The sequence below is a fragment of the Mariniluteicoccus flavus genome (genome assembly GCF_054776655.1).
In genome coordinates this window covers 75495-97537 of sequence record NZ_BAAHBN010000001.1, presented here as the reverse complement: position 1 = coordinate 97537, position 22043 = coordinate 75495, and the positions used below count along the sequence as shown (strand labels likewise).

23 protein-coding genes are annotated in these 22043 nt (G+C 70.7%); 7 read left to right on the top strand and 16 right to left on the bottom strand.

Features of this window, described 5'->3' with window-relative positions; genetic code table 11:
• Positions 1 to 3 precede the first annotated feature (3 nt).
• From tpiA to ACYVAG_RS00485, 4 genes are all read left to right on the top strand, one after another.
• Positions 4 to 816, top strand: a complete 813-nt coding sequence (gene tpiA / locus ACYVAG_RS00500) for a triose-phosphate isomerase (RefSeq protein ID WP_460765171.1) — start codon at positions 4 to 6, stop codon at positions 814 to 816.
• 68 nt (positions 817 to 884) lie between these two features.
• Positions 885 to 1613, top strand: coding sequence for a maleylpyruvate isomerase family mycothiol-dependent enzyme (locus ACYVAG_RS00495; RefSeq protein WP_460765169.1), 729 nt, complete (start codon positions 885 to 887; stop codon positions 1611 to 1613).
• A 64-nt stretch (positions 1614 to 1677) separates the two neighbouring features.
• Positions 1678 to 1923: a preprotein translocase subunit SecG gene (gene secG, locus ACYVAG_RS00490; RefSeq protein ID WP_460766766.1), complete on the top strand. Its 246-nt coding sequence runs from the start codon at positions 1678 to 1680 to the stop codon at positions 1921 to 1923.
• Between the two features lie 74 nt (positions 1924 to 1997).
• Complete coding sequence (locus ACYVAG_RS00485; protein ID WP_460765167.1) at positions 1998 to 2354, top strand: RNA polymerase-binding protein RbpA; 357 nt, start codon at positions 1998 to 2000, stop codon at positions 2352 to 2354.
• Positions 2355 to 2392: 38 nt separating this feature from the next.
• On the opposite strand, the gene pgl is transcribed toward ACYVAG_RS00485, so the two are convergent.
• The 5 genes from pgl to tkt all read right to left on the bottom strand — a co-directional run bounded on the left by pgl (position 2393) and on the right by tkt (position 9221).
• Positions 2393 to 3103, bottom strand: coding sequence for a 6-phosphogluconolactonase (gene pgl, locus ACYVAG_RS00480; RefSeq protein WP_460765165.1), 711 nt, complete (start codon positions 3101 to 3103; stop codon positions 2393 to 2395).
• Positions 3100 to 4221: a glucose-6-phosphate dehydrogenase assembly protein OpcA gene (locus ACYVAG_RS00475; RefSeq protein WP_460765163.1), complete on the bottom strand. Its 1122-nt coding sequence runs from the start codon at positions 4219 to 4221 to the stop codon at positions 3100 to 3102. The genes pgl and ACYVAG_RS00475 overlap by 4 nt, the downstream gene beginning before the upstream one ends.
• A gap of 22 nt (positions 4222 to 4243) precedes the next feature.
• Positions 4244 to 5785 (bottom strand): glucose-6-phosphate dehydrogenase, encoded by a 1542-nt coding sequence (gene zwf, locus ACYVAG_RS00470; RefSeq protein WP_460765161.1) that lies wholly within the window; start codon positions 5783 to 5785, stop codon positions 4244 to 4246.
• Between the two features lie 79 nt (positions 5786 to 5864).
• On the bottom strand, positions 5865 to 6968 hold the full coding sequence (gene tal / locus ACYVAG_RS00465; protein WP_460765159.1) for a transaldolase: 1104 nt from the start codon (positions 6966 to 6968) through the stop codon (positions 5865 to 5867).
• A gap of 36 nt (positions 6969 to 7004) precedes the next feature.
• The gene (gene tkt, locus ACYVAG_RS00460) at positions 7005 to 9221 is read right to left on the bottom strand and encodes a transketolase (RefSeq protein ID WP_460765157.1); all 2217 of its coding nucleotides are present in this window, start codon (positions 9219 to 9221) and stop codon (positions 7005 to 7007) included.
• Positions 9222 to 9379: 158 nt separating this feature from the next.
• Between tkt and ACYVAG_RS00455 the strand changes: the two genes are divergently transcribed.
• The gene (locus tag ACYVAG_RS00455; protein ID WP_460765155.1) at positions 9380 to 10795 is read left to right on the top strand and encodes a hypothetical protein; all 1416 of its coding nucleotides are present in this window, start codon (positions 9380 to 9382) and stop codon (positions 10793 to 10795) included.
• Between the two features lie 10 nt (positions 10796 to 10805).
• Positions 10806 to 11183, top strand: a complete 378-nt coding sequence (locus ACYVAG_RS00450) for a hypothetical protein (RefSeq protein ID WP_460765153.1) — start codon at positions 10806 to 10808, stop codon at positions 11181 to 11183.
• A gap of 111 nt (positions 11184 to 11294) precedes the next feature.
• Here the strand turns inward: ACYVAG_RS00450 and ACYVAG_RS00445 are convergent, their stop codons facing one another.
• Positions 11295 to 11603, bottom strand: a complete 309-nt coding sequence (locus ACYVAG_RS00445; protein ID WP_460765151.1) for a hypothetical protein — start codon at positions 11601 to 11603, stop codon at positions 11295 to 11297.
• The gene (locus ACYVAG_RS00440) at positions 11600 to 12433 is read right to left on the bottom strand and encodes a hypothetical protein (protein WP_460765149.1); all 834 of its coding nucleotides are present in this window, start codon (positions 12431 to 12433) and stop codon (positions 11600 to 11602) included. Before ACYVAG_RS00440 ends, ACYVAG_RS00445 begins: the two co-directional genes overlap by 4 nt.
• A 186-nt stretch (positions 12434 to 12619) precedes the next feature.
• On the opposite strand from ACYVAG_RS00440, the gene ACYVAG_RS00435 reads away from it, so the two are divergent.
• Positions 12620 to 13519 carry a heme o synthase gene (locus tag ACYVAG_RS00435; RefSeq protein ID WP_460766763.1) on the top strand — a complete coding sequence of 300 codons (900 nt, stop codon included), beginning with the start codon at positions 12620 to 12622 and terminating at the stop codon, positions 13517 to 13519.
• 6 nt (positions 13520 to 13525) lie between these two features.
• Here ACYVAG_RS00435 and ACYVAG_RS00430 read toward each other — a convergent pair whose 3' ends face one another.
• The 9 genes from ACYVAG_RS00430 to ACYVAG_RS00390 form a co-directional block, all read right to left on the bottom strand.
• Complete coding sequence (locus ACYVAG_RS00430) at positions 13526 to 14440, bottom strand: COX15/CtaA family protein (protein WP_460765147.1); 915 nt, start codon at positions 14438 to 14440, stop codon at positions 13526 to 13528.
• On the bottom strand, positions 14428 to 15189 hold the full coding sequence (locus tag ACYVAG_RS00425; RefSeq protein ID WP_460765145.1) for an ABC transporter permease: 762 nt from the start codon (positions 15187 to 15189) through the stop codon (positions 14428 to 14430). The genes ACYVAG_RS00430 and ACYVAG_RS00425 overlap by 13 nt, the downstream gene beginning before the upstream one ends.
• Positions 15186 to 15923, bottom strand: a complete 738-nt coding sequence (locus tag ACYVAG_RS00420; RefSeq protein WP_460765143.1) for an ABC transporter ATP-binding protein — start codon at positions 15921 to 15923, stop codon at positions 15186 to 15188. The genes ACYVAG_RS00425 and ACYVAG_RS00420 overlap by 4 nt, the downstream gene beginning before the upstream one ends.
• Before the next feature lie 81 nt (positions 15924 to 16004).
• The gene (locus ACYVAG_RS00415; RefSeq protein WP_460765141.1) at positions 16005 to 16655 is read right to left on the bottom strand and encodes a bifunctional 4-hydroxy-2-oxoglutarate aldolase/2-dehydro-3-deoxy-phosphogluconate aldolase; all 651 of its coding nucleotides are present in this window, start codon (positions 16653 to 16655) and stop codon (positions 16005 to 16007) included.
• Positions 16656 to 16714: 59 nt separating this feature from the next.
• Entirely contained in the window at positions 16715 to 17632 is a 918-nt protein-coding gene (locus tag ACYVAG_RS00410) for a sugar kinase (RefSeq protein ID WP_460765139.1), read from the bottom strand.
• A gap of 18 nt (positions 17633 to 17650) precedes the next feature.
• Positions 17651 to 18796, bottom strand: a complete 1146-nt coding sequence (gene dgoD / locus ACYVAG_RS00405) for a galactonate dehydratase (RefSeq protein WP_460765137.1) — start codon at positions 18794 to 18796, stop codon at positions 17651 to 17653.
• 6 nt (positions 18797 to 18802) lie between these two features.
• Entirely contained in the window at positions 18803 to 19642 is an 840-nt protein-coding gene (locus tag ACYVAG_RS00400; RefSeq protein WP_460765135.1) for a carbohydrate ABC transporter permease, read from the bottom strand.
• Positions 19639 to 20571, bottom strand: a complete 933-nt coding sequence (locus ACYVAG_RS00395; RefSeq protein WP_460765133.1) for a carbohydrate ABC transporter permease — start codon at positions 20569 to 20571, stop codon at positions 19639 to 19641. Before ACYVAG_RS00395 ends, ACYVAG_RS00400 begins: the two co-directional genes overlap by 4 nt.
• A gap of 146 nt (positions 20572 to 20717) precedes the next feature.
• The gene (locus ACYVAG_RS00390; RefSeq protein ID WP_460765131.1) at positions 20718 to 22010 is read right to left on the bottom strand and encodes an ABC transporter substrate-binding protein; all 1293 of its coding nucleotides are present in this window, start codon (positions 22008 to 22010) and stop codon (positions 20718 to 20720) included.
• Between the last annotated feature and the right edge of the window lie 33 nt (positions 22011 to 22043).

Sequence of the window (22043 nt, the reverse complement as noted above, 5' to 3'; positions counted from 1 at the left end):
CGCATGACCACGAACACGAACGCCGCCGCGACCGCGCGTACGCCGATCATGGCCGGCAACTGGAAGATGAACCTCAACCACGTCGAGGCCAACGGTCTGGTCCAGAAGCTCGCGTGGACGCTGAAGGACCACAAGCACGACCCGGCGATGTCCGAGGTCGTCGTGGTTCCGCCGTTCACCGACCTCCGCACGGTCCAGACCCTCGTCGAGGGCGACCGGCTGGCGCTGGCGTACGGCGCCCAGGACGTCTCGGAGCACGACTCCGGCGCCTACACCGGCGAGGTCTCGGCCGACATGCTGGCGAAACTGGGCTGCAGTTACGTCGTGATCGGCCACAGCGAGCGTCGCCAATACCACGGCGAGGACGACGCGCTGGTCTCGCGCAAGGCACGCAGGGTGATCGACCGCGGCATGACCCCGATCATCTGCGTGGGCGAGGGCCTCGACGTCCGCAAGGAGGGCAACCAGGTCTCCTACACCCTGGCGCAGGTCGCGGGCTCGACCGCCGGCCTGAGCGCCGAGGAGGTCGCCACGTCGGTGATCGCCTACGAGCCCGTCTGGGCCATCGGCACCGGCGAGGTCGCGACCCCGGCCGACGCCCAGGAGGTCTGCGGCGCGATCCGCGGCGCCATCGCGGAGCAGCACGGCCAGGAGGCCGCCGACCGCGTACGCATCCAGTACGGCGGCTCGGTCAAGGCCGACAACGTCGCCGACATCATGGCCCAGCCCGATGTCGACGGCTGCCTGGTCGGCGGGGCGTCGCTGAAGGTCGACGACTTCGCCGGCATCGCGCGGTTCTACGACCACGTGGGCTGACTCCTCCAACACGAGACGGCGCGCCCGGGGACCTTCCCGGGCGCGCCGTTCCGCGATTGAATGGACCCATGACCGCCTGGCTGAACCCGTCCAAGCCCTCCGCCGACCTGATGGCCGACATCGACGCCGCCTACGAGCGGCTCGTCGACACCCTCGACTCCTTCGACGCCGACGGCTGGCGGGCCCCGAGCCTGCTGCCGGGCTGGACCCGGGCCCACGTCGTCGCCCACCTCAACGACAACGCGGTCTGCTTCGCCGAGGCCCTGGAGGGCCTTTCCCGGGGCGCCACGGTGCCGGTGTACGCCTCCGACGAGGCCCGCAACGCCGCCATCGAGGAGGGGGCCACCCTGAGTGGCGAGGACCTGCTGGCGCAGGGGAGCGAGGGCCACAGGAGGTGGCGCCAGGCCATCGCCGGCATGGACGCGAAGGCGTTCGAGGGGGAGGTCGAGCGCGTCCCCGGCGGCGTGCGATTCCCGGCCGCGGTCGCCCCGATCCTGCGCGAGCGCGAGATCGAGATGCACCATGCCGACCTCGACGCGGGCTACGGTCCCGACGACTGGTCGACCGACTTCGTCGAGCGACTCATGGAGACCCTGCTGTGGGACATGGGCGAGAAGGGCGATCTCACCCTGGAGACGACCGACACCGGCGCGCGCCACGAGCTCGGTGCCGGCGGCCAGGTCATCCGCGGGACCGCGGCACGACTGGCGTGGTGGCTCGCGCGGCAGGATCCGTCCGGCCTCGAGTCCGACGCCGACATCCCCGACCTCGGCCCCTGGCAGCGCCGTCCCCGCTGAAGGCCGAACGTTTGGTATTCCCCCTTGCCGGGGTTACAGTTGCGCCGTGATTCTCGTGCCCCTGATGACATGGCCCATCATGACCGTGTCGATCCTCCTGCTCATCACGAGCCTGATCCTCGCGCTGATGGTCCTGCTCCACAAGAGTCGTGGCGGTGGCATGTCAGACCTCTTCGGCGGCGGCATGTCGACCTCGCTGGGGGGCACCTCGATCGCCGAGCGCAACCTCGACCGCCTGACGATCATCGTCGGGCTGATCTGGCTGGCCTGCATCATCGGGCTGTTGGCGCTCTACCGGTTCGCTTCCTGACCGAGACACATCCAGGAACGCACAACACCTGACCCGGCCAGTTCGGCCGGTCATTTCCCCTGAGGAGAACAAACGTGGTTGGTGGCAGTGCCATCCGGGGCAGCCGAGTCGGCGCCGGACCCATGGGCGAGGCGGAGCGCGGAGACGCCGCGCCGCGCCTGTATGTGTCGTACTTCTGCGCGAACTCCCACGAGACGCGTCCCGCGTTCGCGGCCGAGGCGCAGGTGCCCGAGACCTGGGACTGCCCCCGCTGCGGCCTTCCGGCGAACCTCGATTCCGAGAACCCGCCGCCCCCGCCGAAGACCACGCCCTACAAGACCCACCTCGCGTACGTGAAGGAGCGCCGCTCCGACAAGGAGGCCGCGGCGATCCTCACGGAGGCCCTGGAGGCGCTGCAGGCGCGCCGCAAGGCGGGCGAGGTCATCTACTGACCGTCGCCTGACGTCGTCCCGCGCGCGAGCCGGTTGCCTCAGGGCAGCCGGCTCGCGGCGTCCTCGTCGATGCACCAGACCGTACGCGTGGCCCCCTTCGCCAGGGTCGCCGGCAGGGTCTCGTCGCCAGCGAGGGCGCGGGCGACCACCGAGGCCTTCTCCTCGCCCGACACGATGAACCACACCTCGTCGGAGGCGTTGATCACCGGAAGGGTGATCGAGATGCGTTCCGACGGCGGCTTCGGGGAGTCCTGGACGCCGACCACCCGCCCCGTCTGACGCTCGAAGGACGCGTGGCCGGGAAAGATCGACGCCACGTGGCCGTCCGGACCCACGCCCAACAGGCAGATGTCGAAGATGGTGTCGCCGAGCTCCGCCGCGTACTGCACGGCCGCCTGGGTCAGGTCGGCCGACCCGCCCTCGGCCGGCATCGGATGCACCTTCGCCGGGTCGAGCGGGATGGTCGCGGCCAAGAGTGCCAGGGTCTGGCCGGCGTTGCGTTCGGGGTCCCCCGTGGCCACGAAGCGCTCGTCGCCCCACCAGAACTCGACCCGCTTCCAGTCGACGGTGTTGTCGTGCTGGTCGTCGGCGAGCTGGCGATAGACCCGGTTGGCGATGCGGCCGCCGGTGAGGCACAACTGCACGACGCGCTCGGGGTCGGCCTGCAGGTGCTCGAGGCGCATGCGCAGCTTGCGCGCAACCATCTGGGCCACGGCGTCGCCATCGGCGCACACCACGACCTCGCTCATGACGGGGTGTCCTTCGGCGCCGATTTCTTCGCGACCCGCTTGCGGGCCCGCGAGCGGCTGGCAGCGGCCTTCGCCTCGACGCCCTGCGTGCGCGTGCTCTTCTTGGTCACGCTCTCCGAGCGAGCGCCAGCGAGACGAGGAGCCCGCTTCCCCGCAGCCTTCTTCGCGGTCGTCGCCTTTTTCGTCGCCGACTTGCGCGCGGCGGCCCGGCTCGCCCGCCGGGTCCGCTGGATCAGGACCTGGGCCGACGCCTCAAAGATGTCGTCCGCGTCCATGCGGCGCAGTTCCTCGGTGATCAGCGCGGGGATGTCGCGTCGCTTCAGCGCCACGAGCCGGTGCGGCTGACCGGGCACGCTGTAGGACGCCAGCAGTCCGTCCTGGCGCTCGATCGCGATGTCGCCCGCCGGGGTGGTGAGGCGGACCGCGGTGATGCCGGGGCCGCCGGTGCTCGTGCGGGCGACGTCGAGGTCAAGCCTCGATTCGAGCCAGGCGGCGAGCAGGTTGGCCGGCGCATTGTCGCGCGCCGCCTCGACGGTGGCCCCCACGATCGTGGCCGGGTATTGGTCCAGCGCCGCCGCGAGGAGCGCCCGCCAGGGCGTCAGGCGCGTCCACGTCAGGTCGGAGTCGCCGGGCGAGTGGTTGACGGCGCGGTCCTCCAGCGCCTTCAGGGGCGACCGGGTGCCCATCGCGTCGGTGATGCGGCGGCTCGCGAGGCGCCCGAGGGGGTCCTCGCCGGGGTGGAGCGGCGCGTTGCCGGGCCACCACACCACGACGGGGGAGTCGGGCAGCAGCAGCGGCAGCACGACCGAGTCGGGGTGTTCGGCCAGCTCGCCGCTCATGCGCAGCACGACGAGCTCGCCGGGGATGCCCTCACCGATGCGCACCTCGGCGTTGAGCGCGGCGCGGCGTGACGTCCCGGTCACCACCAGCAGGATGCGCGACGGGTGTTCGCGTCCGGCCTCCAGGGCGGCGTCCAGGACCTTCGGGTAGGACCGCTGGTCGGTCACCACGACCATGGTCAGCACCATGCCCATCGCGGGACTGCCGTTGCGCCGGCGGGCCTTCACCATGGCCGACGAGATCTTCGCCGCGGTCGTGTCGTTGAGTTCGATGATCATCGTGTCTCCTCGAGCTCTCGGGTCAGGGCCTGCGCCAGGCGCGGCCGTCGCGGGCGAGCATGGCGTCGGCGCCCGGAGGGCCCCACGTGCCGCTCGCGTAATCCTCCGGCTGGCGACCGGTGTCAGCCCAATGGTTCAGCACGGGGTCGAGGATCTGCCACGACAGCTCGACCTCCTCGCGCTGCGGGAACAGGGGCGGGTCGCCGAGCAGCACGTCGAGGATGAGCCGCTCGTACGCCTCGGGGCTCGACTCGGTGAACGAGCCGCCGTACGCGAAGTCCATGTTGACCTGGCGGATCTCCATCTGGGTGCCGGGCACCTTCGCGCCGAACTGCAGCGTGATGCCCTCGTCGGGCTGGATGCGCATGACCAGGGCGTTGCGGCCGAGGTCTTCGGTGTCGGTGTCGGTGAACGGCAGGTGGGGCGCCTGCTTGAACCCGAGCGCCACCTCGGTGACCCGGCGGGCGAGGCGCTTGCCCGTGCGCAGATAGAACGGCACACCGGCCCAGCGGCGGTTGTCGATGTCGAGGCGGACGGCGGCGTACGTCTCGGTGATCGACTTCGGGTCGATGCCGTCCTCCTGGAGGTAGCCGTTGACCTTCACGCCGCCGGCCCAGCCGGCCGCGTACTTGCCGCGGGCGGTGTGGGCATCCATCTGATCGGGCTTCGGGGGACGCACCGCGGCGAGCACCTTCTGCTTCTCGGCCCGCAGGTTGGCGGCCTCGAAGCTGGTCGGCTCCTCCATGGCGGTCAGCGCCAGGAGCTGCAGGAGATGGTTCTGGATCACGTCGCGGGCCGCGCCGATGCCGTCGTAGTAGCCGGCGCGCCCGCCGATGCCGACGTCCTCGGCCATGGTGATCTGCACGTGGTCGATGTAGTTGTTGTTCCAGATCGGCTCGAACATCTGGTTGGCGAAGCGCAGCGCCATCATGTTCTGCACCGTCTCCTTGCCCAGGTAGTGGTCGATGCGGAACACCGACTGGGGCGGGAAGACCGACGAGACGATGCGGTCGAGTTCCTTGGCCGACTCGAGGTCGTGGCCGAACGGCTTCTCGACGACCACGCGGTTCCAGCGGCCCGAGCTCTCGTCGGCGAGGCCGTGGCGCCGCAACTGGCCCACCACGGTGTCGAACAGGCCGGGCGGCAGGGAGAGATAGAACGCGTGGTTGCCGCCGGTGCCGCGCACCTCGTCGAGCTCGGTGATCGTCTCCTTCAGCGTGACGAACGCCTGGTCTTCGGTGAGGTCGCCCGGCACGAACCGGATGCCTTCGACGAGCTGCTTCCAGACCTCTTCGCGGAACGGCGTACGCGCGTGTTCGCGCACCGAGTCGTGGACGATCTTCTCGAAGTCCTGGTTCGCCCAGTCGCGGCGCGCGAAGCCGACGAGACCGAAGCCCGGCGGCAGCAGCCCGCGGTTGGCCAGGTCATAGACCGCCGGCATCAGCTTCTTGCGCGACAGGTCGCCCGTGACGCCGAAGATCACGAGTACGCAGGGACCCGCGATGCGGGGGAGGCGGCGGTCCTGCGGGTCGCGCAGGGGGTTCGGCCGGGTTTCGTCGATCACGGGTCTCCTCGATCGTGCCGGGTCGGGGGAGTGCTGAGGGCGGGGCGCGTACGCCGATGCGTCCGCGCCCCTCGGGTGATCAGGCCTCGTCGAGGGCCTTCTGGACGGTCTCGACGAGCTCGGTCCACGACGCGGCGAACTTGTCGATGCCCTCGTCCTCGAGCACCTTGACGACGTCGTCCATGTCCACGCCGACCTTCTCCAGGGCGGCCATGGTCTCGCGGGCGGCGTCGATGTTCGGGGTGACCTGGTCGCCGGCGACCTCGCCGTGGTCGGCCATGGCCTTCATCGTCTTCTCCGGCATGGTGTTGACGGTGCCGGGGGCGACGAGGTCGACGACATACATGGTGTCGGCGAAATCGGGGTTCTTCACGCCGGTCGAGGCCCACAGGGGCCGCTGCTTGTTGGCACCCTTCGCCTCCAGGGCGGAGAAGCGCTCGCCCGAGAAGACCTTGCCGGCCAGCTCATAGGCCAGGCGCGCGTTGGCGATCGCCGCCTTCCCCTTGAGCGCCTTGGCCTCGCCGGTGTCCATCGCGTCGAGGCGCTTGTCGACCTCGGAGTCGACGCGGCTGACGAAGAACGACGCGACCGAGTGGATCTGCGACAGGTCGTTCCCGCTCTCGGACGCCTTCTCCAGCCCCGCGAGATAGGCATCCATCACGCCCTGGTAGCGCTCGAGGGAGAAGATCAGGGTGACGTTGACCGAGATGCCGGCCCCGATCACCTCGGTGATCGACTCGAGGCCCTCGAGCGTGGCGGGGATCTTGATGAGCACGTTGTCACGGCCCACCATCTCGGCGAGCTCCTTGGCCTGGGCCACGGTGCCGGCGGCGTCGCGCGCCAGCCCCGGCTCGACCTCGATCGACACGCGCCCGTCGACACCACCGGTCTGGCGGTTGACGTTGGAGAACACGTCGCACGCGGTCCGCACGTCGTCGGTGGTCAGCGCCTTGATGGCATCGTCGACGGACACGCCCTTCTTCTTCAGGACACGGACCTGCGACTCGTACGCCTCGCCGTCGGCGAGGGCCGTGGCGAAGATGGTGGGGTTGGTCGTCACGCCGGTGACCGACGACTCGGCCACGAGGGTGGCGAGCCCGCCCGAGGTGAGTCGCTGGCGCGACAGGTCGTCGAGCCAGATGGACACGCCGGCGTCGGCGAGCTTGTTCAGACGATCAGACACGAGGTCTCCTTCGGTTGTCGCTGGGGTCGGTGTGGGTCACTTCTCGCCGGCGGCGGCGGCGTCGTCGGTGTTCTCGTCGGCGGTGCCGACCGGGCCGGCCGCACCACGCTTGGGGGCGGTGGAGCCGCCCTTGGCCGCGCAGATCGACTCCTTGGCGGCCGCCACGACGGCGTCGGCGGTGAAGCCGAACCGCTCGAAGAGCTCGCCGCCGGCGGCCGAGGCGCCGTAGTGCTCGATCGAGACCGGACGCCCGGCGTCGCCGATGACGTCGCGCCACGACATGGCGATGCCGGCCTCGACGGAGACGCGGGCGCGGATCGCCGCGGGGATGACCGATTCGCGGTAGTCGTCCGACTGCTCGTCGAACCACTCGCGGCACGGCATGGAGACGACGCGGGCGGCGACGCCCTCCTCGGCGAGCTGCTTCTGGGCCTCGACCGCGTACTGCACCTCCGAGCCGGTCCCGATGAGGACGACGTCGGGCGTGCCCTCGCAGTCCTTCAGGACGTATGCGCCCTTCGCGACCCCGTCGACGGCGGCGAAGCCGTCGGTGCCGCGGGGGAACGTCGGCACGTTCTGGCGGGTCAGCGCCAGCGCGGCCGGGCGGTCGGTGTGGCCGAGCAGCGTACGCCAAGCCGCGACGACCTCGTTGCCGTCGGCCGGGCGGATCACGTCGAGGCCGGGGATCGCGCGCAGCGCGGTCAGGTGCTCGATCGGCTGGTGGGTCGGGCCGTCCTCGCCCACGCCGATGGAGTCATGGGTCCACACGTAGGTCACGGGCAGCTTCATGAGCGCGGCCAGGCGTACGGCCGGGCGCATGTAGTCGGAGAACACCATGAAGGTGCCGCCGTAGACGCGGGTGCCGCCGTGGGAGGCGATCCCGTTCATGGTCGAGCCCATGGCGTGCTCGCGGATGCCGAAGTGGAGCACGCGGCCGAACGGGCCGCCCTTGAACATGTCGGTCTGGCGGTCCTCGGGCAGGAAGCTGGGCTCGCCCTTGGGCGTGGTGTTGTTGGATCCCGCCAGGTCGGCCGAGCCGCCCCAGAGCTCGGGCAGCTTCGGTGCGGCGGCGGCCAGGAAGTCACCCGACGCGGCGCGCGTCGCGACGCCCTTGGCGTCGGCCTCGAAGACCGGCAGGTCGGCGTCCCAGCCCTCGGGCAGCGTGCGCGTACGCATGCGCTCGAACAGCTCGGCGCGCTCGGGGTTCGCCTTCTTCCACTCGGCGAACTTCGCGTCCCACTCCTCCTGGAACCCCGTTCCGCGATCGCGCAGCGCGCGCGTGTGGGCGAGGACGTCGTCGGCGACCTCGAAGGACTTCTCCGGGTCGAAGCCCAGGATCTTCTTGGTCTCGGCGACCTCCTCGTCACCGAGCGCGGAGCCGTGGGCCTTGCCGGTGCCCTGCAGCTTCGGCGCGGGCCAGCCGATGATGGTGCGCAGCTGGATGAACGAGGGCTTGTCGGTGACCCCGCGGGCCGCCTCGAGGGCGTCGTTCAGCGCCGCCAGGTTCTCCACGTAGTGGGCCGCGTCGGCCGGGTCGTCGGAGTTCTCGCGCCCCTGCACCCACTCGACGGTCTGCACGTGCCAGCCGTACGCGGCGTAGCGCGCCGCCACGTCCTCGGTGAAGGCGATGTTGGTGTCGTCCTCGATCGAGATGCGGTTGTCGTCCCAGATCAGCGTCAGGTTGCCGAGGCGCTGGGTCGCGGCGAGCGACGATGCCTCTGACGCCACGCCCTCCTGCAGGTCGCCGTCGGAGGCGAGGCAGTAGATGTGGTGGTCGAACAGCGACTCGCCCTGGGGCGCCTCGGGGTCGAACAGACCGCGCTCGCGGCGGGCGGCCATCGCCATGCCGACCGCATTGCCGACGCCGTTGCCCAGGGGGCCGGTCGTGGTCTCGACGCCGTCGGTGTGGCCGTACTCGGGGTGGCCCGGCGTCTGCGAACCCCACGTACGCAGCTCCTCCAGGTCCTTGAGCTCGAGGCCGAAGCCCCCGAGGAACAGCTGGCAATAGAGCGTCAGCGACGAGTGGCCGCACGACAGCACGAAGCGGTCGCGACCGGGCCAGTGCACGTCGGCCGGGTTGTGGCGCATGACCTTCTGGAACAGCAGGTATGCGGCCGGCGCGAGGCTCATGGCCGTTCCGGGGTGACCGTTGCCCACCTTCTGCACGGCATCGGCCGCGAGGACACGGGCGGTGTCGACGGCGCGCGAGTCCAGGTCGGTCCAGCCTGCGGGGTAGTTGGTGGCGTCGTTCATGTGACGGACGGTCCTTTCGATGGCATGCGATGTGGGTCACCTCCGAGCCTATCGCCATGGGCGTACGCGGGGGCCTCCGCCCCGGGGGATCGACCCCATGCCGCACTAGCCTGTCGGGACCCCGGTCGGTGGACGGGGAGGACGAAAGGTGAGTGCCCGTGCTGCAGGAGTCCATGGAGGCCGCGCAGGCCCTCGGCGACGGCGAGCTCGGGCTCGACGACGCCACGAGCGTCGCGGGTCTCGGCATGGCGGCACTCGGCGCGTTCCTCGACCCTGCCGGCGCGCTCGTGGGTGCGGCGCTCGGGCCGCTGCTCGACTGGGTCGCCAACAACGTCTCGTTCGTCAAGGAGCCGCTCGACCTGCTGCTCGGCGACCCGCCCGAGATCATGACGTACGCGGCCGGCTGGGAGGCCGCCTCGCAGCAGCTCGCGGCCCAGGCCACGCGCCACGCGCAGCTGGTGGCCAGTGAGATCCCGGTGTGGCGTGGGCCGGGCCGCGACGCGTACGTGAAGGTGCAGCAGAACGTCGGGCAGACGCTGCAGTCCAGCGCGAGGCTGGCGCAGACCATGGGCACGGCGGTGAAGGTCGCCGGGGGGATCGTCGCGGTGCTGCGCGAGCTGGTGTGGGGACTGATCAAGGAACTGGTGATCAGCCTGGTGACGAATGCGGTGATCGCGGCCGCGTCGGCGATTCCCACGGTGGGCGCGTCACTGGCGGCCTACACCGCCTGGGCCTCGGCCAAGGTCGCCATGGTCCTGGGGAAGGTCGCCAAGGGCATCTCCAAGGTCTTCGCGAAGCTCTCGAAGCTCACCTCGAAGATCGGTCCGCTGAGCCGCATGTTCGCGAAGGCGGCGGACGCGTTCGCCCGCATGGGGGCGAAGGCCGCCGGCGCGGCCGCGCGCGCGGGCCGCGCCGCTCCTGACTCACCCGACGGTCCTTCCGGTCCGCCGCCGTCCTCGCCGAACGGTCCCCGGTCGTCCGACACCCCGGAGGGCCCGCGTCCGGCGGGGCCGCCGTTCGGCGACCCGGAGCCTGTCGCGAACCCCTCCACCCCGGCGTCGTCCGCCGACCATCCCTACCTCCGACCCGGTGACACCACACCGGAGACGCAGGCTGCCCCGGGCCTGCCGGAACGCATCGGCGCCGATGCCCCCGACCAGGTCCCCGAGGGGTGGCCCGAACTCGACGAACGGGCCCTCCAGACGTTCGGGGAGACGCCGCGGCCCGAGACCTGGCCGGCCGGCGAGACGCGGTATCGCGTGGTGGGCGACGGGCAGCGCCCCGACGGCGAGTTCTGGACGCGTACGCCGCCGGCCAACGACGACTACCTGCGCAGCGACATGGCGGTCCTCAACGAGTGGAACGGCAACCACGGCGTGGTGGCTTATTCACCCACTCAGGACATTCCCGTGTGGGTGGGGCCCGCCGGCCCCCAGATCGGCACCGGGTCGACCCCGGACAACCCGTTTCACCTGCCGGGCGGCGGAGAACAGATCTTCGTGCCCCGCGGGACCATCCCCGACGCAGGAGCCGGCGGCGCCGATCGTTGGCTGATCCAACAGACCCCATGGTGAGAGGAACGACATGACCGAGTCATCGATCCCGCTGGCCGTCGCAGCCCTGGACGAGCTGTACGCCCATCTGGACTCCCTCGGGGCTCCCGGGCAACGGCTCATCGAGCAGACCCGACCCTGGCGGGACGCGATGGTGCATGCGTCCGACAGCGAGTGGGCCCGCTACTACGGCGAGGCGGTCGGGGCGAACCTCGCCACCGGGCTCGACTGGCAGGCGGGCCCCGACGAGCAGCGGGGGGTGGACCTCCTGAACGACTTCTTGAAGAAGCTCAAGGGGGCCGAGGCCTCCCCGTGGGCCGACGTCGAACTGCGCCAGTGGCAGGAACAGCAGGGCATCGGGGCCGACCAGCTCCGGTCGGACGAGGGACGACCGCCGCTGCGGAAGTGACACGGTGAACGCAACTTTTCGCTCGCCAGTGCCGTTTTCGGACACTCAGATCGCCTCGAGATCGTCACTGATGAGCGAAAAGTCACGCCCACCCCACGATGATGGTCGGCCTCAGTCGTTCGCCCGGCTCGCCAGCTCGGTGTTGGTCTGCTCGACCTTCGCGTACGCGTCCCGTGTCTTCTCCAGGCCGTCGCGGGTGGCGTTGACGGCGTTCGACGCCTCCTGCAGATAGCGCCCGCCGGCGGACGTGATCGCCGTCATGACGCCGGTCAGGAGCGGGCTCATCAGGGCGCCATACATCAGCGGGTTCGGCTGCTTGCTCGCCTGCGCGACGGTCGCGCCGACCTGGCTCGCCACCTCGCCCATCGATCGCGCATGGTTGGTGAGTTCGCTCACCGAGAAGGTCTCGCGTTCGCTCATGGGCGCTCTCCTTCGGCAGGTCCCTCGGGCTCTTCGATGTCCAGGGCGGCGGCCGCCTCAGACAGCTGGCGTTCCGCGTCGGCGCGGGCCTCCGCGTACGCCTCGGTGACCGCGGTCGCGACCTCGTCGGGGGCGGACCCGCGGACGGCCTCCTTGAACACGAGCCGCTCGACGCGGCCGCCCGTGCCGACCTCCAGGCGGAGGACGGCGCTGTCGTGCTCGCCGCGGATCGTGCGCGCCGCCTCGGCGAGGTCGTCGGCGTGGGCCGTGATCGCGCTGACCTGTCGCTCGAGGTCGTGCTGCCACGTCTCCGGGTCGCCGCCCGGTTGCAGGCGCTGGAACGTCGGGTGGTTCACGAACGACTGGAGGTCGTCGGGCGCGTCGTCCAGGGTCGCCAGCAGCGCGTCGAACGCATCGTCGGTGGGCAGCGGCTCGGGACGCGTCTCCGGCACGGGTGAGTACGCCACCATCGGCGCATGGGGCGCGTCGGCCTCCGGACCGGGGGCCGGGTCGGCAAGTCCCGCCACCGTCGCGTCGAGTCCGCCCGAGTGGGCGGCGACGCGTCCGGTGAGCGCCGTCATCGCCGCGGCGTACGCGTCGGCGAAGTCCCGGGTCAGTGCGGTCGCGCTGGCGGTCGCGCCCTCGGCGACGGTGAAGCCCTCCAATGTGCCGCCGGGGACCACGCGTACGGTCACGTCGCCCTGCGTCGCGGTCACCGCCATCGCGTCCAGCGCCCGGGCCTGGGCGCGCGCGTCGGCGTACATGGTTTCGGCGCGCGTCAGCAGGTCGGCCGCATAGCGCTGCGGGTCCATCGGCTCCGGCGAAGTCATGCGCGGCATCGTAGCGAGCGGGGGAGTCAGCCCTCCGGTGCGGCACCGCGCCGAAGTTGCCCGACGATGTGCGGGTCACGGGGGTTGCAGCGTAGACTCCGGTGCGATTACGTCCGATCGATGTGAGTGAGTTCTGTGTCCCGAATCGAAACCACCCCCGCGCCCTCCGTCACGACGCCCGAGGTCATCGTCGGGGCCGCGACGTGGTTCGACGTGATCAAGGCCTACGTGGGCCTGACCAAGCCGCGGGTCATCGAGTTGCTGCTCGTCACGACCGCCCCCGCGATGTTCCTCGCCCAGGGCGGCGTCCCCTCGCTGAGCCTCATGCTGTGGACCTTGATCGCGGGCGGGCTGTCGGCCGCCTCGGCGAACACGTTCAACTGTGTCCTCGACCGCGACATCGACGAGAAGATGCGGCGTACGCGGCGTCGCCCCATGCCGCGCCACCAGGTCTCACCGACCGCCGGCACCGTGTTCGGCGTCGTGCTGGCCGTCGTCTCGACAGCCCTGTTCGTGCTGCTCGTCAACCCGCTCTCGGCGGTGCTGGCGCTCGGGGCCAACGCCTTCTATGTCTTCGTCTACACCATGTGGCTCAAGCGGTCGATGTCGCAGAACATCGTCTGGGGTGGCATCGCGGGCTGCTTCCCGCCCCTGATCGGCTGGACCGCCGTGACGAACTCGGTGTCGTTGGCCCCGTTCATCCTGTTCGCCATCGTCTTCTTCTGGACGCCGCCCCACACCTGGGCGCTGGCGTTCCGCTATCGGCAGGACTATGCGACGGTCGGCGTGCCGATGCTGCCGGTGGTCATGGAGGCCCCGCGCGTCGCTCGCCGCATCATGGTCTATTCGGTCCTCACCGTCGTGACGTCGCTCGCGCTGTGGCCGGTCGCCGGCACGGGCTGGCTCTATCCGGCCGTCGCCGCGATCGGCGGCGCGGTGTTCCTCTGGGAGTCGTGGCAGTTGCTGCGCCGCGCCGAGGCAGGCCTGCTGGACGCCGACCTGAAGCCGATGCGGCTGTTCCACTGGTCGAACAGCTATCTGGCGCTGGTCTTCTTGGCCGCGGCCATCGACCCGCTGCTGTTCTGAGGCCCGTCAGGCGCGCGGAGCCGCGCGTACGCCGAACCACAGGTTCGCCGCCAGCGCGCTGACCAGCGCGACGCCCACCATATGCAGCGCGACGATCCAGATCGGCAGGCCGTTGAAATACTGGAGATAGCCGACCAGCGCCTGGAACAGCACCGCGACGATGACCCACAGGGCCGCCCGGGAGCGCGTGAACCACCAGCTCAGGGCCATCGCGATCACCACGAGCCACACGGTCCACGCGTGGGCCTTCGCGATGTATTCGAGCGTGAAGCCCGTCCGCGCCGCCGCGTCGTCGCCCGCGTGCCTCGCCGAGCCCGTCACCAGCGTGCCGAGCACGACCGACGCCATGATCCACCAGAACGTGAGCGATGACCAGAGCGCCCCCGCGCGGGACACCGTCTCCGGGGTGAGGCGGCGCGAGCGCCGCACCAGCAGGACGAGCAGCACGATCAGGGCGACCGACACCAGCAGGTGGCCGGCGACGACATAGGGGTTGAGCTTCGTCAGCACGGTGATGCCGCCGATGACGGCCTGCGCGGGGATCCCGAGCGCCGCCCAGAACGCGATCCGGCGGAGGTCGCGGCGCGGGCGACCGCGGTCGCGCAGCCGCCACGCGGCCACGAACGTGCCGATCGCGAGGGCGACGAGGGCGAACGTCAGCAGGCGGTTGCCGAACTCGATGGCGCCGTGCAGGCCCATGCCCTGGGGGATCAGCGACTCGTTGGTGCATTTCGGCCACGTCGGGCAGCCCAGCCCCGACTTCGTCAGTCGCACCAGCGCGCCGGTCAGGATGAGCGCCATGTTGCCGATCAGGCTGCCGAGGGCCCATCCGCGAAGCATCCGCCAGCCGCGGTCGCCCTCGTGGTCGACGGCGATGCCGACCGACGCGGCAGAACTGCGGGACGAGGTCACGACATCCATCGGAACACCTTTCGAGCGAGGAGGGCGCCCACGGCGCCCCACAGGAGGAGAACGAGCAGCGACCACCAGGCCGCTTCGCCGTGCGAGGCCGCGCGCAGCGCCTCGCCGAGGGCCGCGGTCGGCAGCGCGGCGACGAGCGGCTGCACCACGGCGGGGTACGCAGCCACCGGCCACACGACCGCTCCGGCCGCGAGCCCCACGAGATAGACGAGGTTGGCCAGCGCCAGGGTGAGCTCGGCGCGCAGCCGGCCCGCCATCACCAGCGCCCACGCGGCGTACGCGGCCGCCGCCAGCAGACACGACGCCACGGCGACGACCAGCGCGCCGACGGTCACGACCGGGCGCCAGCCGAGCGCCAGCGCGACCGCGGCCAACACCGCGAGCTGGGCGAGGGCGACCAGCCCCAGGCCCGCCGCCTTGCCGGCCACCAGCCCGGTCCGCGTCAGCGGCGTGGCCGCGAGGCGCTCGAGCACGCCGTACGACCGCTCGAAGCCCGTCGCGATCGCCACCGAGGTGAACGCCGACGACCACAGAGCCAGCCCGAGCACCGACGGCGCGAGCTGGTCGAAGCCCAGCCCGACGCGCGGGCCGAGGAAGCGTCCGCCGACGAGGATCGCCACGGGGATCACCAGCGCCAGGAGCAGCTGTTCGCCGTTGCGCGCCAGCAGCTTCGCCTCGGTCAGCGCGTGCGCGCGTACGCGGGTGGCAGCCGGTGCCGCGCCGGGCGCGGGGGACAGGTCGAGGCTCACGACACCCGCCCGGGGGTGGTCAGCTCGAGGAAGACGTCCTCGAGGGGGCGCCCGTCCGCGATCTCACCCAGCGGACCGTGGGCCAGCGCGCGGCCGCGGTCGACGATGACGACCTCGTCGGCCAGTCGCTCGACCTCCTCCATGTGGTGGGTGGTCAGCAGCACGGCGAGCCCGGCGGCCCGCAGCCGCTCGATCAGCGCCCACACGCGGCGGCGGACGTGGGGGTCGAGCCCCGCGGTGGGCTCGTCGAGCAGGACCAGCGCCGGCCGCCCCACGAGGGCGCCGGCCAGGTTGACGAGCTGCTTCTGGCCGCCGGACAGGCGGCGATAGTTCGTGCCCGCGAAGTCCGTCAGCCCCAGCTCCTCGGCCAGCGTGTCCACCGGCAGCGGGTGGGCGTGCAACGACGCCAGGTAGCGCACCAGCTCGAGCGGGCGTACGCCCGACCACGCGCCGGTCGCCTGCGGCATCACGCCCACCAGGCCGGCGGCGGTCGCCTCGGCCGGGGTGTGCCCGAACAGGCGTACGTGGCCGGAGTCGGGCGCCAGCAGGCCGGTGCAACACCGGATAGCGGTGGTCTTGCCCGCACCGTTGGGCCCCAGCAGGGCGGTCACGCGGCCGGCGTCGGCGCGCAGCGACAGCCCGTCGAGGACCGGCCGTCCGCCGAGCGCGAGCCTCAGGTCGGCGACGTCGAGCGCGGGGGAGCCCACCGGCGGGGAAGGGTCAGGGCTGGGCACCGGGCAAGTCTAAGCCCGCGTCACGCGGGGGCCGCGGTCCGAACGGGCCGCCCGGCTGTGAGCGTCCTCACGCCCTGGGGCTCACTCCGCCGGGCCGAGGAGCTCCGCGAGCAGAGGCAGCTGCGCCGGGTCGTTGAGCGCCGACCCGACGGCGATGACGCGCGCGCCGGCCGCGAGGAAGGCGGGGCCGGTGTGGGCGTCCATGCCGCCGGTGGCGACGAACCCCATGGTCGGGAACGGGCCGCGCATCGCCGTGAACCACGACGCGCCGAGTTCAGCCGCCGGGAAGGCCTTGACCCACGTGAGCCCCAGCTTCTGGGCCGCCTGGACCTCCGAGCCGGTCGCGACGCCGGGGAGGACGGCGAGCCCGGCGTCCAGGGCCGTACGCAGGACCTCGTCGTCGAAGCCCGGCGCCACGGTGAAGGCCGCACCGGCGGCGACGGCCTGGCGGACGTGGTCATCGGACACGACGGTGCCGGCCCCGACGAGTTCCCCGCGCTCGCGGCCGGCCTCGACGGTGGCGGCGAGCGCCTCGACGTCGGTGGGCGACTGGATCGGCACCTCCACCAGGCGGATGCCGAGGTCCCACGCGCGACGGGCGGTCTCGACGGTCTTCTCGACGCCGAAGCCGCGCAGGATCGCCATCACCGGCGTCGTGGCGAGCAGGTCCTCGACGGCGGACCGGTGATGCGTGGGCTGAGCGCCGAAGGAGTCGAAGCCGGGGTTCGTCATCGCGGGATCTCCTCGGTGGTGCGTTGGCTGAGCGACGAAGGAGTCGAAGCCGGGGTTCGTCATCGCAGGATCTCCTCGCGGAAGTCGGGGGACAGGGCGGTCTCGGGGACGTCGAGGGGGGACCGGAGCGCGAGCCCGGCGAGGCGGTGGCCGAGCGCGAGGCGCCGTTCCGGTGCCCAGCCCCGCAGCCAGCCCGCCAGGAATCCGGCGGCGAACGCGTCGCCGGCGCCCACGGGCTCGACGACGTCGACGGTGGGCGACTCCACGAACACCGCGTCGTCGCCGTGGAACTCCCACGCGCCGACGTCGGCGTCCTTCACCACGAGATGGCATGCGTCGGCGAACAGCGTGCGGACGTCGGCGGCCGACTCGGTGCCCCACAGGGTCGCGGCCTCGTCGCGCCCCACGAACAGCAGGTCGGCGCGCTCGGCCTCGGCGCGCAGGACCGGCGCCGCGTCGGAGGCCGACCACAGCCGCGGCCGGAAGTTCACGTCGAACGAGACGACGGCGCCGGGGACCGCGTCCGGCAGGGAGGCGACCATGGCGCGGCAGTCCTCCGACAGGGCCGAGGTCACGCCGGTGGTGTGCACGAGTCGGCTGGTCAGGCCGAGGCCCGCCAGCCAGCCCGGCGACATGCGCGAGGCCGCCGACCCCGCGCGGTAGTAGCGCACCGACGTGCCCGACGGGGCCGGGTCCTTGACCATCAGCCCCGTCGGCGCTGTCGGGTCATCGGCGGCGAGGACGCGTACGCCCCACCGCGCGATGGCCTCCCGCATGCGGGCGCCCAGGGGATCGGCGCCCACCCGCGAGGCCCAGACGGTGTCGTGGCCCAGCGCGGCCAGCCACTGCGCGACGTTCGACTCGCCGCCGGCGGTGCCGAGGGCGAAGGTCGCGGCGGTGGCGAGCGGCCCCACGGGGTCGGGCACCACGAGGGTCATGGTCTCGCCGAGGGCGACGACCTCGGCGGTCACAGCCATGGGCTCACCACCGGGTGCTCACCACTCCGCGAACGAGCCGTCGTTGTGACGCCACCACGGCGTACGCCAGCGGTGGCCGACCTCGTCGGCGCGGCGCACCGACGCCTCGTCGATCTCGACGCCCAGGCCGGGGGCGGTGGGCCGCTCGACGTGACCGTCGACGAACCTGTACATCTCCTTGTTCACCACGTGGTCCAGCACTTCGGCGCCCGCGTTGTAGTGGATGCCGATCGACTGCTCCTGGATGATGTGGTTCGGCGATGCGAAGCCGACCTGCAGGGACGCGGCCAGCGTCAGCGGGCCGAGCGGGCAGTGCGGCGCGAGCTGCACGTCGAACGTCTCGGCGAGGCTGGCGATGCGGCGCACCTCGGAGATGCCGCCCGCGTGGGAGAGGTCGGGCTGGGCGATCGCGATGCCGGCCTGCAGCGCCGGCAGGAACTCCTGGCGGTTGAACAGGCGCTCGCCCGTGGCGACCGGGATGGTCGTCGCCGAGGTGATCTCGCGCAGGAGGTGGGTGTTCTCCGGGAGCGTGGGTTCCTCGATGAACAGGGGATTCAGCGGCTCGAGCAGGGGAGCGATGCGTCGCACGTTGGCGACGCTCGCGCGCCCGTGGAAGTCGACGGCCACGTCGCGGTCGTCGCCGAGGACCTCGCGCGCCGCCGCCACGCGCTCGACGACGCCGTTGATCTCCGAGACGGTCGCGATGCGCGTCATCCTCCCGCTGGCGTTCATCTTCACGGCGGTGAAGCCCGCGTCGACCTGCTGCTGGATCTGGTCCTTCACCTCTCGGGGGTCGTCGCCGCCGACCCAGCAATAGACGCGGATGCGGTCGCGCACGGGCCCGCCGAGCAGGACGTGCACGGGCACGCCGAGGGCCTTGCCCTGGATGTCCCACAGCGCCTGGTCGATGCCGGCGACGGCGCTGGAGAACACCGCCCCGAAGCGATAGAACGAGCTCTTCGTCATGACCTGCCAGTGATCCTCGATGCGCATGGCCTCCTGGCCCACGATGAGCTCGGCCAGCTCGTCGACGGCCGCGCGCACGGTGTGGGCGCGGCCCTCGACGACGGCCTCGCCCCAGCCGGAGATGCCCTCGTCGGTGGACACCTTGACGAACAGCCAGCGCGGGGGGACGAGGAAGGTCTCGACCTTGGTGATCTTCACGTGGAATCAGCCCTTCGTGGCACCGGCGGTCATGCCGGCGACGATGTATTTCTGCATGAACAGCGCGAGCACCATGATCGGCACCGTGATGACGGTCGAGGCGGCCATCAGGCCGCCCCAGTCGATGTTGGCGTAGGCGATGAAGTTGAAGATGGCGACGGGGAGCGTACGCGTGTTCTCACCCGACAGCACGAGCGCGAACATGAAGTTGTTCCAGGAGAAGATGAACGCGAGGATGCTCGCCGTCGCGATGCCGGGGGCCGACAGCGGCAGCGAGATCTTCTGGAACGCCTGGATGGGCGTCAATCCGTCGACCTGCGCCGACTCCTCGAGCTCGGTCGGCATGCCGTCGAAATAGGAGAGCATGATCCACACGATCAGCGGCAGTGCGACGAACATGTGCGACAGGATCAGCGCCGAATAGTTGCCGACCAGCCGCAGGTTCGAGAACACGTAGTACCACGGCACCAGCAGCGAGACGCCCGGGATGATGCGCGCCATCAGCACCAGCGCCGACGAGCGGCGCATGTCGAAGCGCGACATCGCGTACGCGGCCGGGACGCCGAGGATCAGCGAGAACAGCGTCGACAGCGTGCCGATCACGAGGCTGTTCCAGATGAACGGCAGGAAGTTCTGCTGGCCGAACACCGTGCGGTAGTTCTCCAGCGTGGGCGTGAAGAACAGCGTCTTCGCGGGGTCGGTGATGTCGAGGTTGGTCTTCAGCGAGGCGAGGACCATCCAGACCAGCGGCACCAGGAACAGGAAGATGATCGACACGAGGCCGACGACGCGCCCGATGCGGCCGGCGGTCTGCGAGGCGGGGGGACGGCGCGTTGCGGTGCTCACAGCGTGCTCCTGTTCCGGCGGATCACGAGGATCGACACCACGATCATGATCATGACGAAGAAGAGGACGAGCACGGCCGAGCTGAGGCCGTAGTCGTTGTAGTCGAAGGAAAGCCCGTACGCGTACACGTTCAGCGTCTCGGCCTCGTTGGACGAACCGCCGCCCTTGCCCTTGGTGGCATAGAGGATGTCGAACGTCTTGAGGGCGTCGATCGAGCGCAGCAGGATCGCCGCGACGATCGTCGGCATCAGGATCGGCACGGTCACGAACCAGAACCGCTGCCAGGCGTTGGCGCCGTCGACGCGGGCGGCCTCGTCGGGCTCCTCCGGCAGCGACGTGAGGCCCGCCAGGAGGATCAGCACGACCATCGGCGTCCACTGCCAGATGTCGACGAAGGCCAGCGTTCCCAACGCCTGCTTGGGATCCGAGATCCACCCCTGCGCCGGCAGCCCCAGCGCCTTCATCAACTGGTTGGCCGCGCCGTTGGTCGGCTCGAAGATGAGCAGCCACATCATGCCGACGGCGACGGGGGTCGCGACGAGCGGCAGGAGGATGATCACGCGGACGATTCCCTGGCCCATGAAGGGTTTGCGGAGCAGCAGCGCGATGATCATGCCGAGGATGATCTCGACGATGATCGCGACGCCGGTGAACCAGACGGTGCGCCACACCGCGGGCCAGAAGCGTTTGGTGTCGGAGAGGACCGAGACGTAGTTGTCGACGCCATTGAACTCGAAGCCCGCGCGGACGGAGCCGGAGGCGTCGGTCAGCGACAGCATGATCGTGTAGCCGATGGGGAACGCGACCATGCCGACGACGAAGAACATGGCGGGCCCGGCGAAGAGCCACTTGCGGTGCTTGTTGGCCCACACGCCGAACTTGGACGTGGGCCGCATGCCGCGGCGGGCGGGTGCGGTGGTGGTGGACATGACGCTCCAGGGGTCGAGATCCGGCGTACGACGGCGGGGATCGTTGTGGGGCGGGAAACGGTTGTGGTGCGGGGAATGCGCCGGTCAGCGCGTGAGAGCGGCGGCTCCCCGCGTCGATGAAGACGTGGGGGAGCCGCCGCCGCGGCTCACTTCTTCTCGCCGTCCAGGAAGGTCTGGAAGTCCTTGTGGGCGGTGGAAAGGGCGCCATTGACGTCCTGGCCGCCGATCGCGGCGATGATCGGTCCGCCGACGATGTCGCGGGCCTTGCCGACCTGCACGACTTCGGGCCGGTCATGGCCGACGCCGTTCTTCGCCTGCTCCTGGATGACGTCTGCGAGCTCCTTCGGGAAGCTCGTCGTGCCCTGCGGGTCCGACCACACCGAGGCGCGGGCGCCCGGGGTGCCGGCCTGCTGCATCTTGAGGGTCATCTGCTTGTCGGTGGCCCACTTGATGAACTTCCAGGACGCGTCCTTGGCCTTGGAGTCGTTGTTGATGCCCAGGGCCCACGACGTGATGTTGTAGGGCTTCGAGCCGGCCGAGCCCGCGGGGAACGCCGCGTACCCGGTCGTGGTGGCGGCCTTCGACTTCTGGGGGTCGATCGCGTTCTTGTACAGCGAATCGGCGTCGATCAGGAACGCCGCCTTGCCCTGCTGGTAGATCGCGAACGCGTCGGGCCAGTTCATGTTGGAGGCGCCGGGGGGGCCGTAGTTCTTCAGCAGGCCGCCGTAGCGGGCGTACGCCTTCTTCGCGGCCTCGGAGTCGAGCGTGGACCTGCCGTCCTTGGCGAAGTCGCCGCCCTCCGAGAACAGGAAGCTGGAGAACTGGGTGACGGCGGCGGCCTTCTGGCCGCGCATCGCGATGCCGAACGTGTCGGGCACCTTCTCCTTGACGGTCTTGGCGGCCGCCTCGAGCTCGTCGAGGGTCTTGGGCGGCTGGACGCCGGCCTTCGCCAGGATGTCCTTGTTGTAGTAGAGGACCTCGCGCTCGGTGATCAGCGGCACGCCGGTGACCTTTCCGTCGATGGTGGTGGAGGCCTTCGCGGGCTCCTGGAAGTCGGCCCAGTTGTAGTCGGCCTCACCGGTGTATTTCGTCAGGTCGGCCACCCACTTGTTCTTGGCGAACTGGCGGCCCTCCTGCAGCGGGCGATACATCATCACGTCGATCTCGTTGGTGCCGGCGTTGAGCTTGACGTTGTACTGGTCCGACAGCTGGCTCTCGCCGAGCGTCGTGACGTTGACCTTGATGCCGGTGGCCTTCTCGAACTCAGGGATGGCCTTCTGGATCTCCGTGGTCCACACATGGTTGGCCATGGTGACCTTGATCTCCTTGGTCTCCGAGGCGGGCTGGTCGCCGCCGCCACCACAGGCGGTCAGGACCAGGCTGCCGGCGACGAGGGAGGCGAGCACGGCGCCCCCTCGTGCGAAACGATGAGTCGTCATCACGTTCTCCGTTCTGTCGCGGCGCACCGTTGC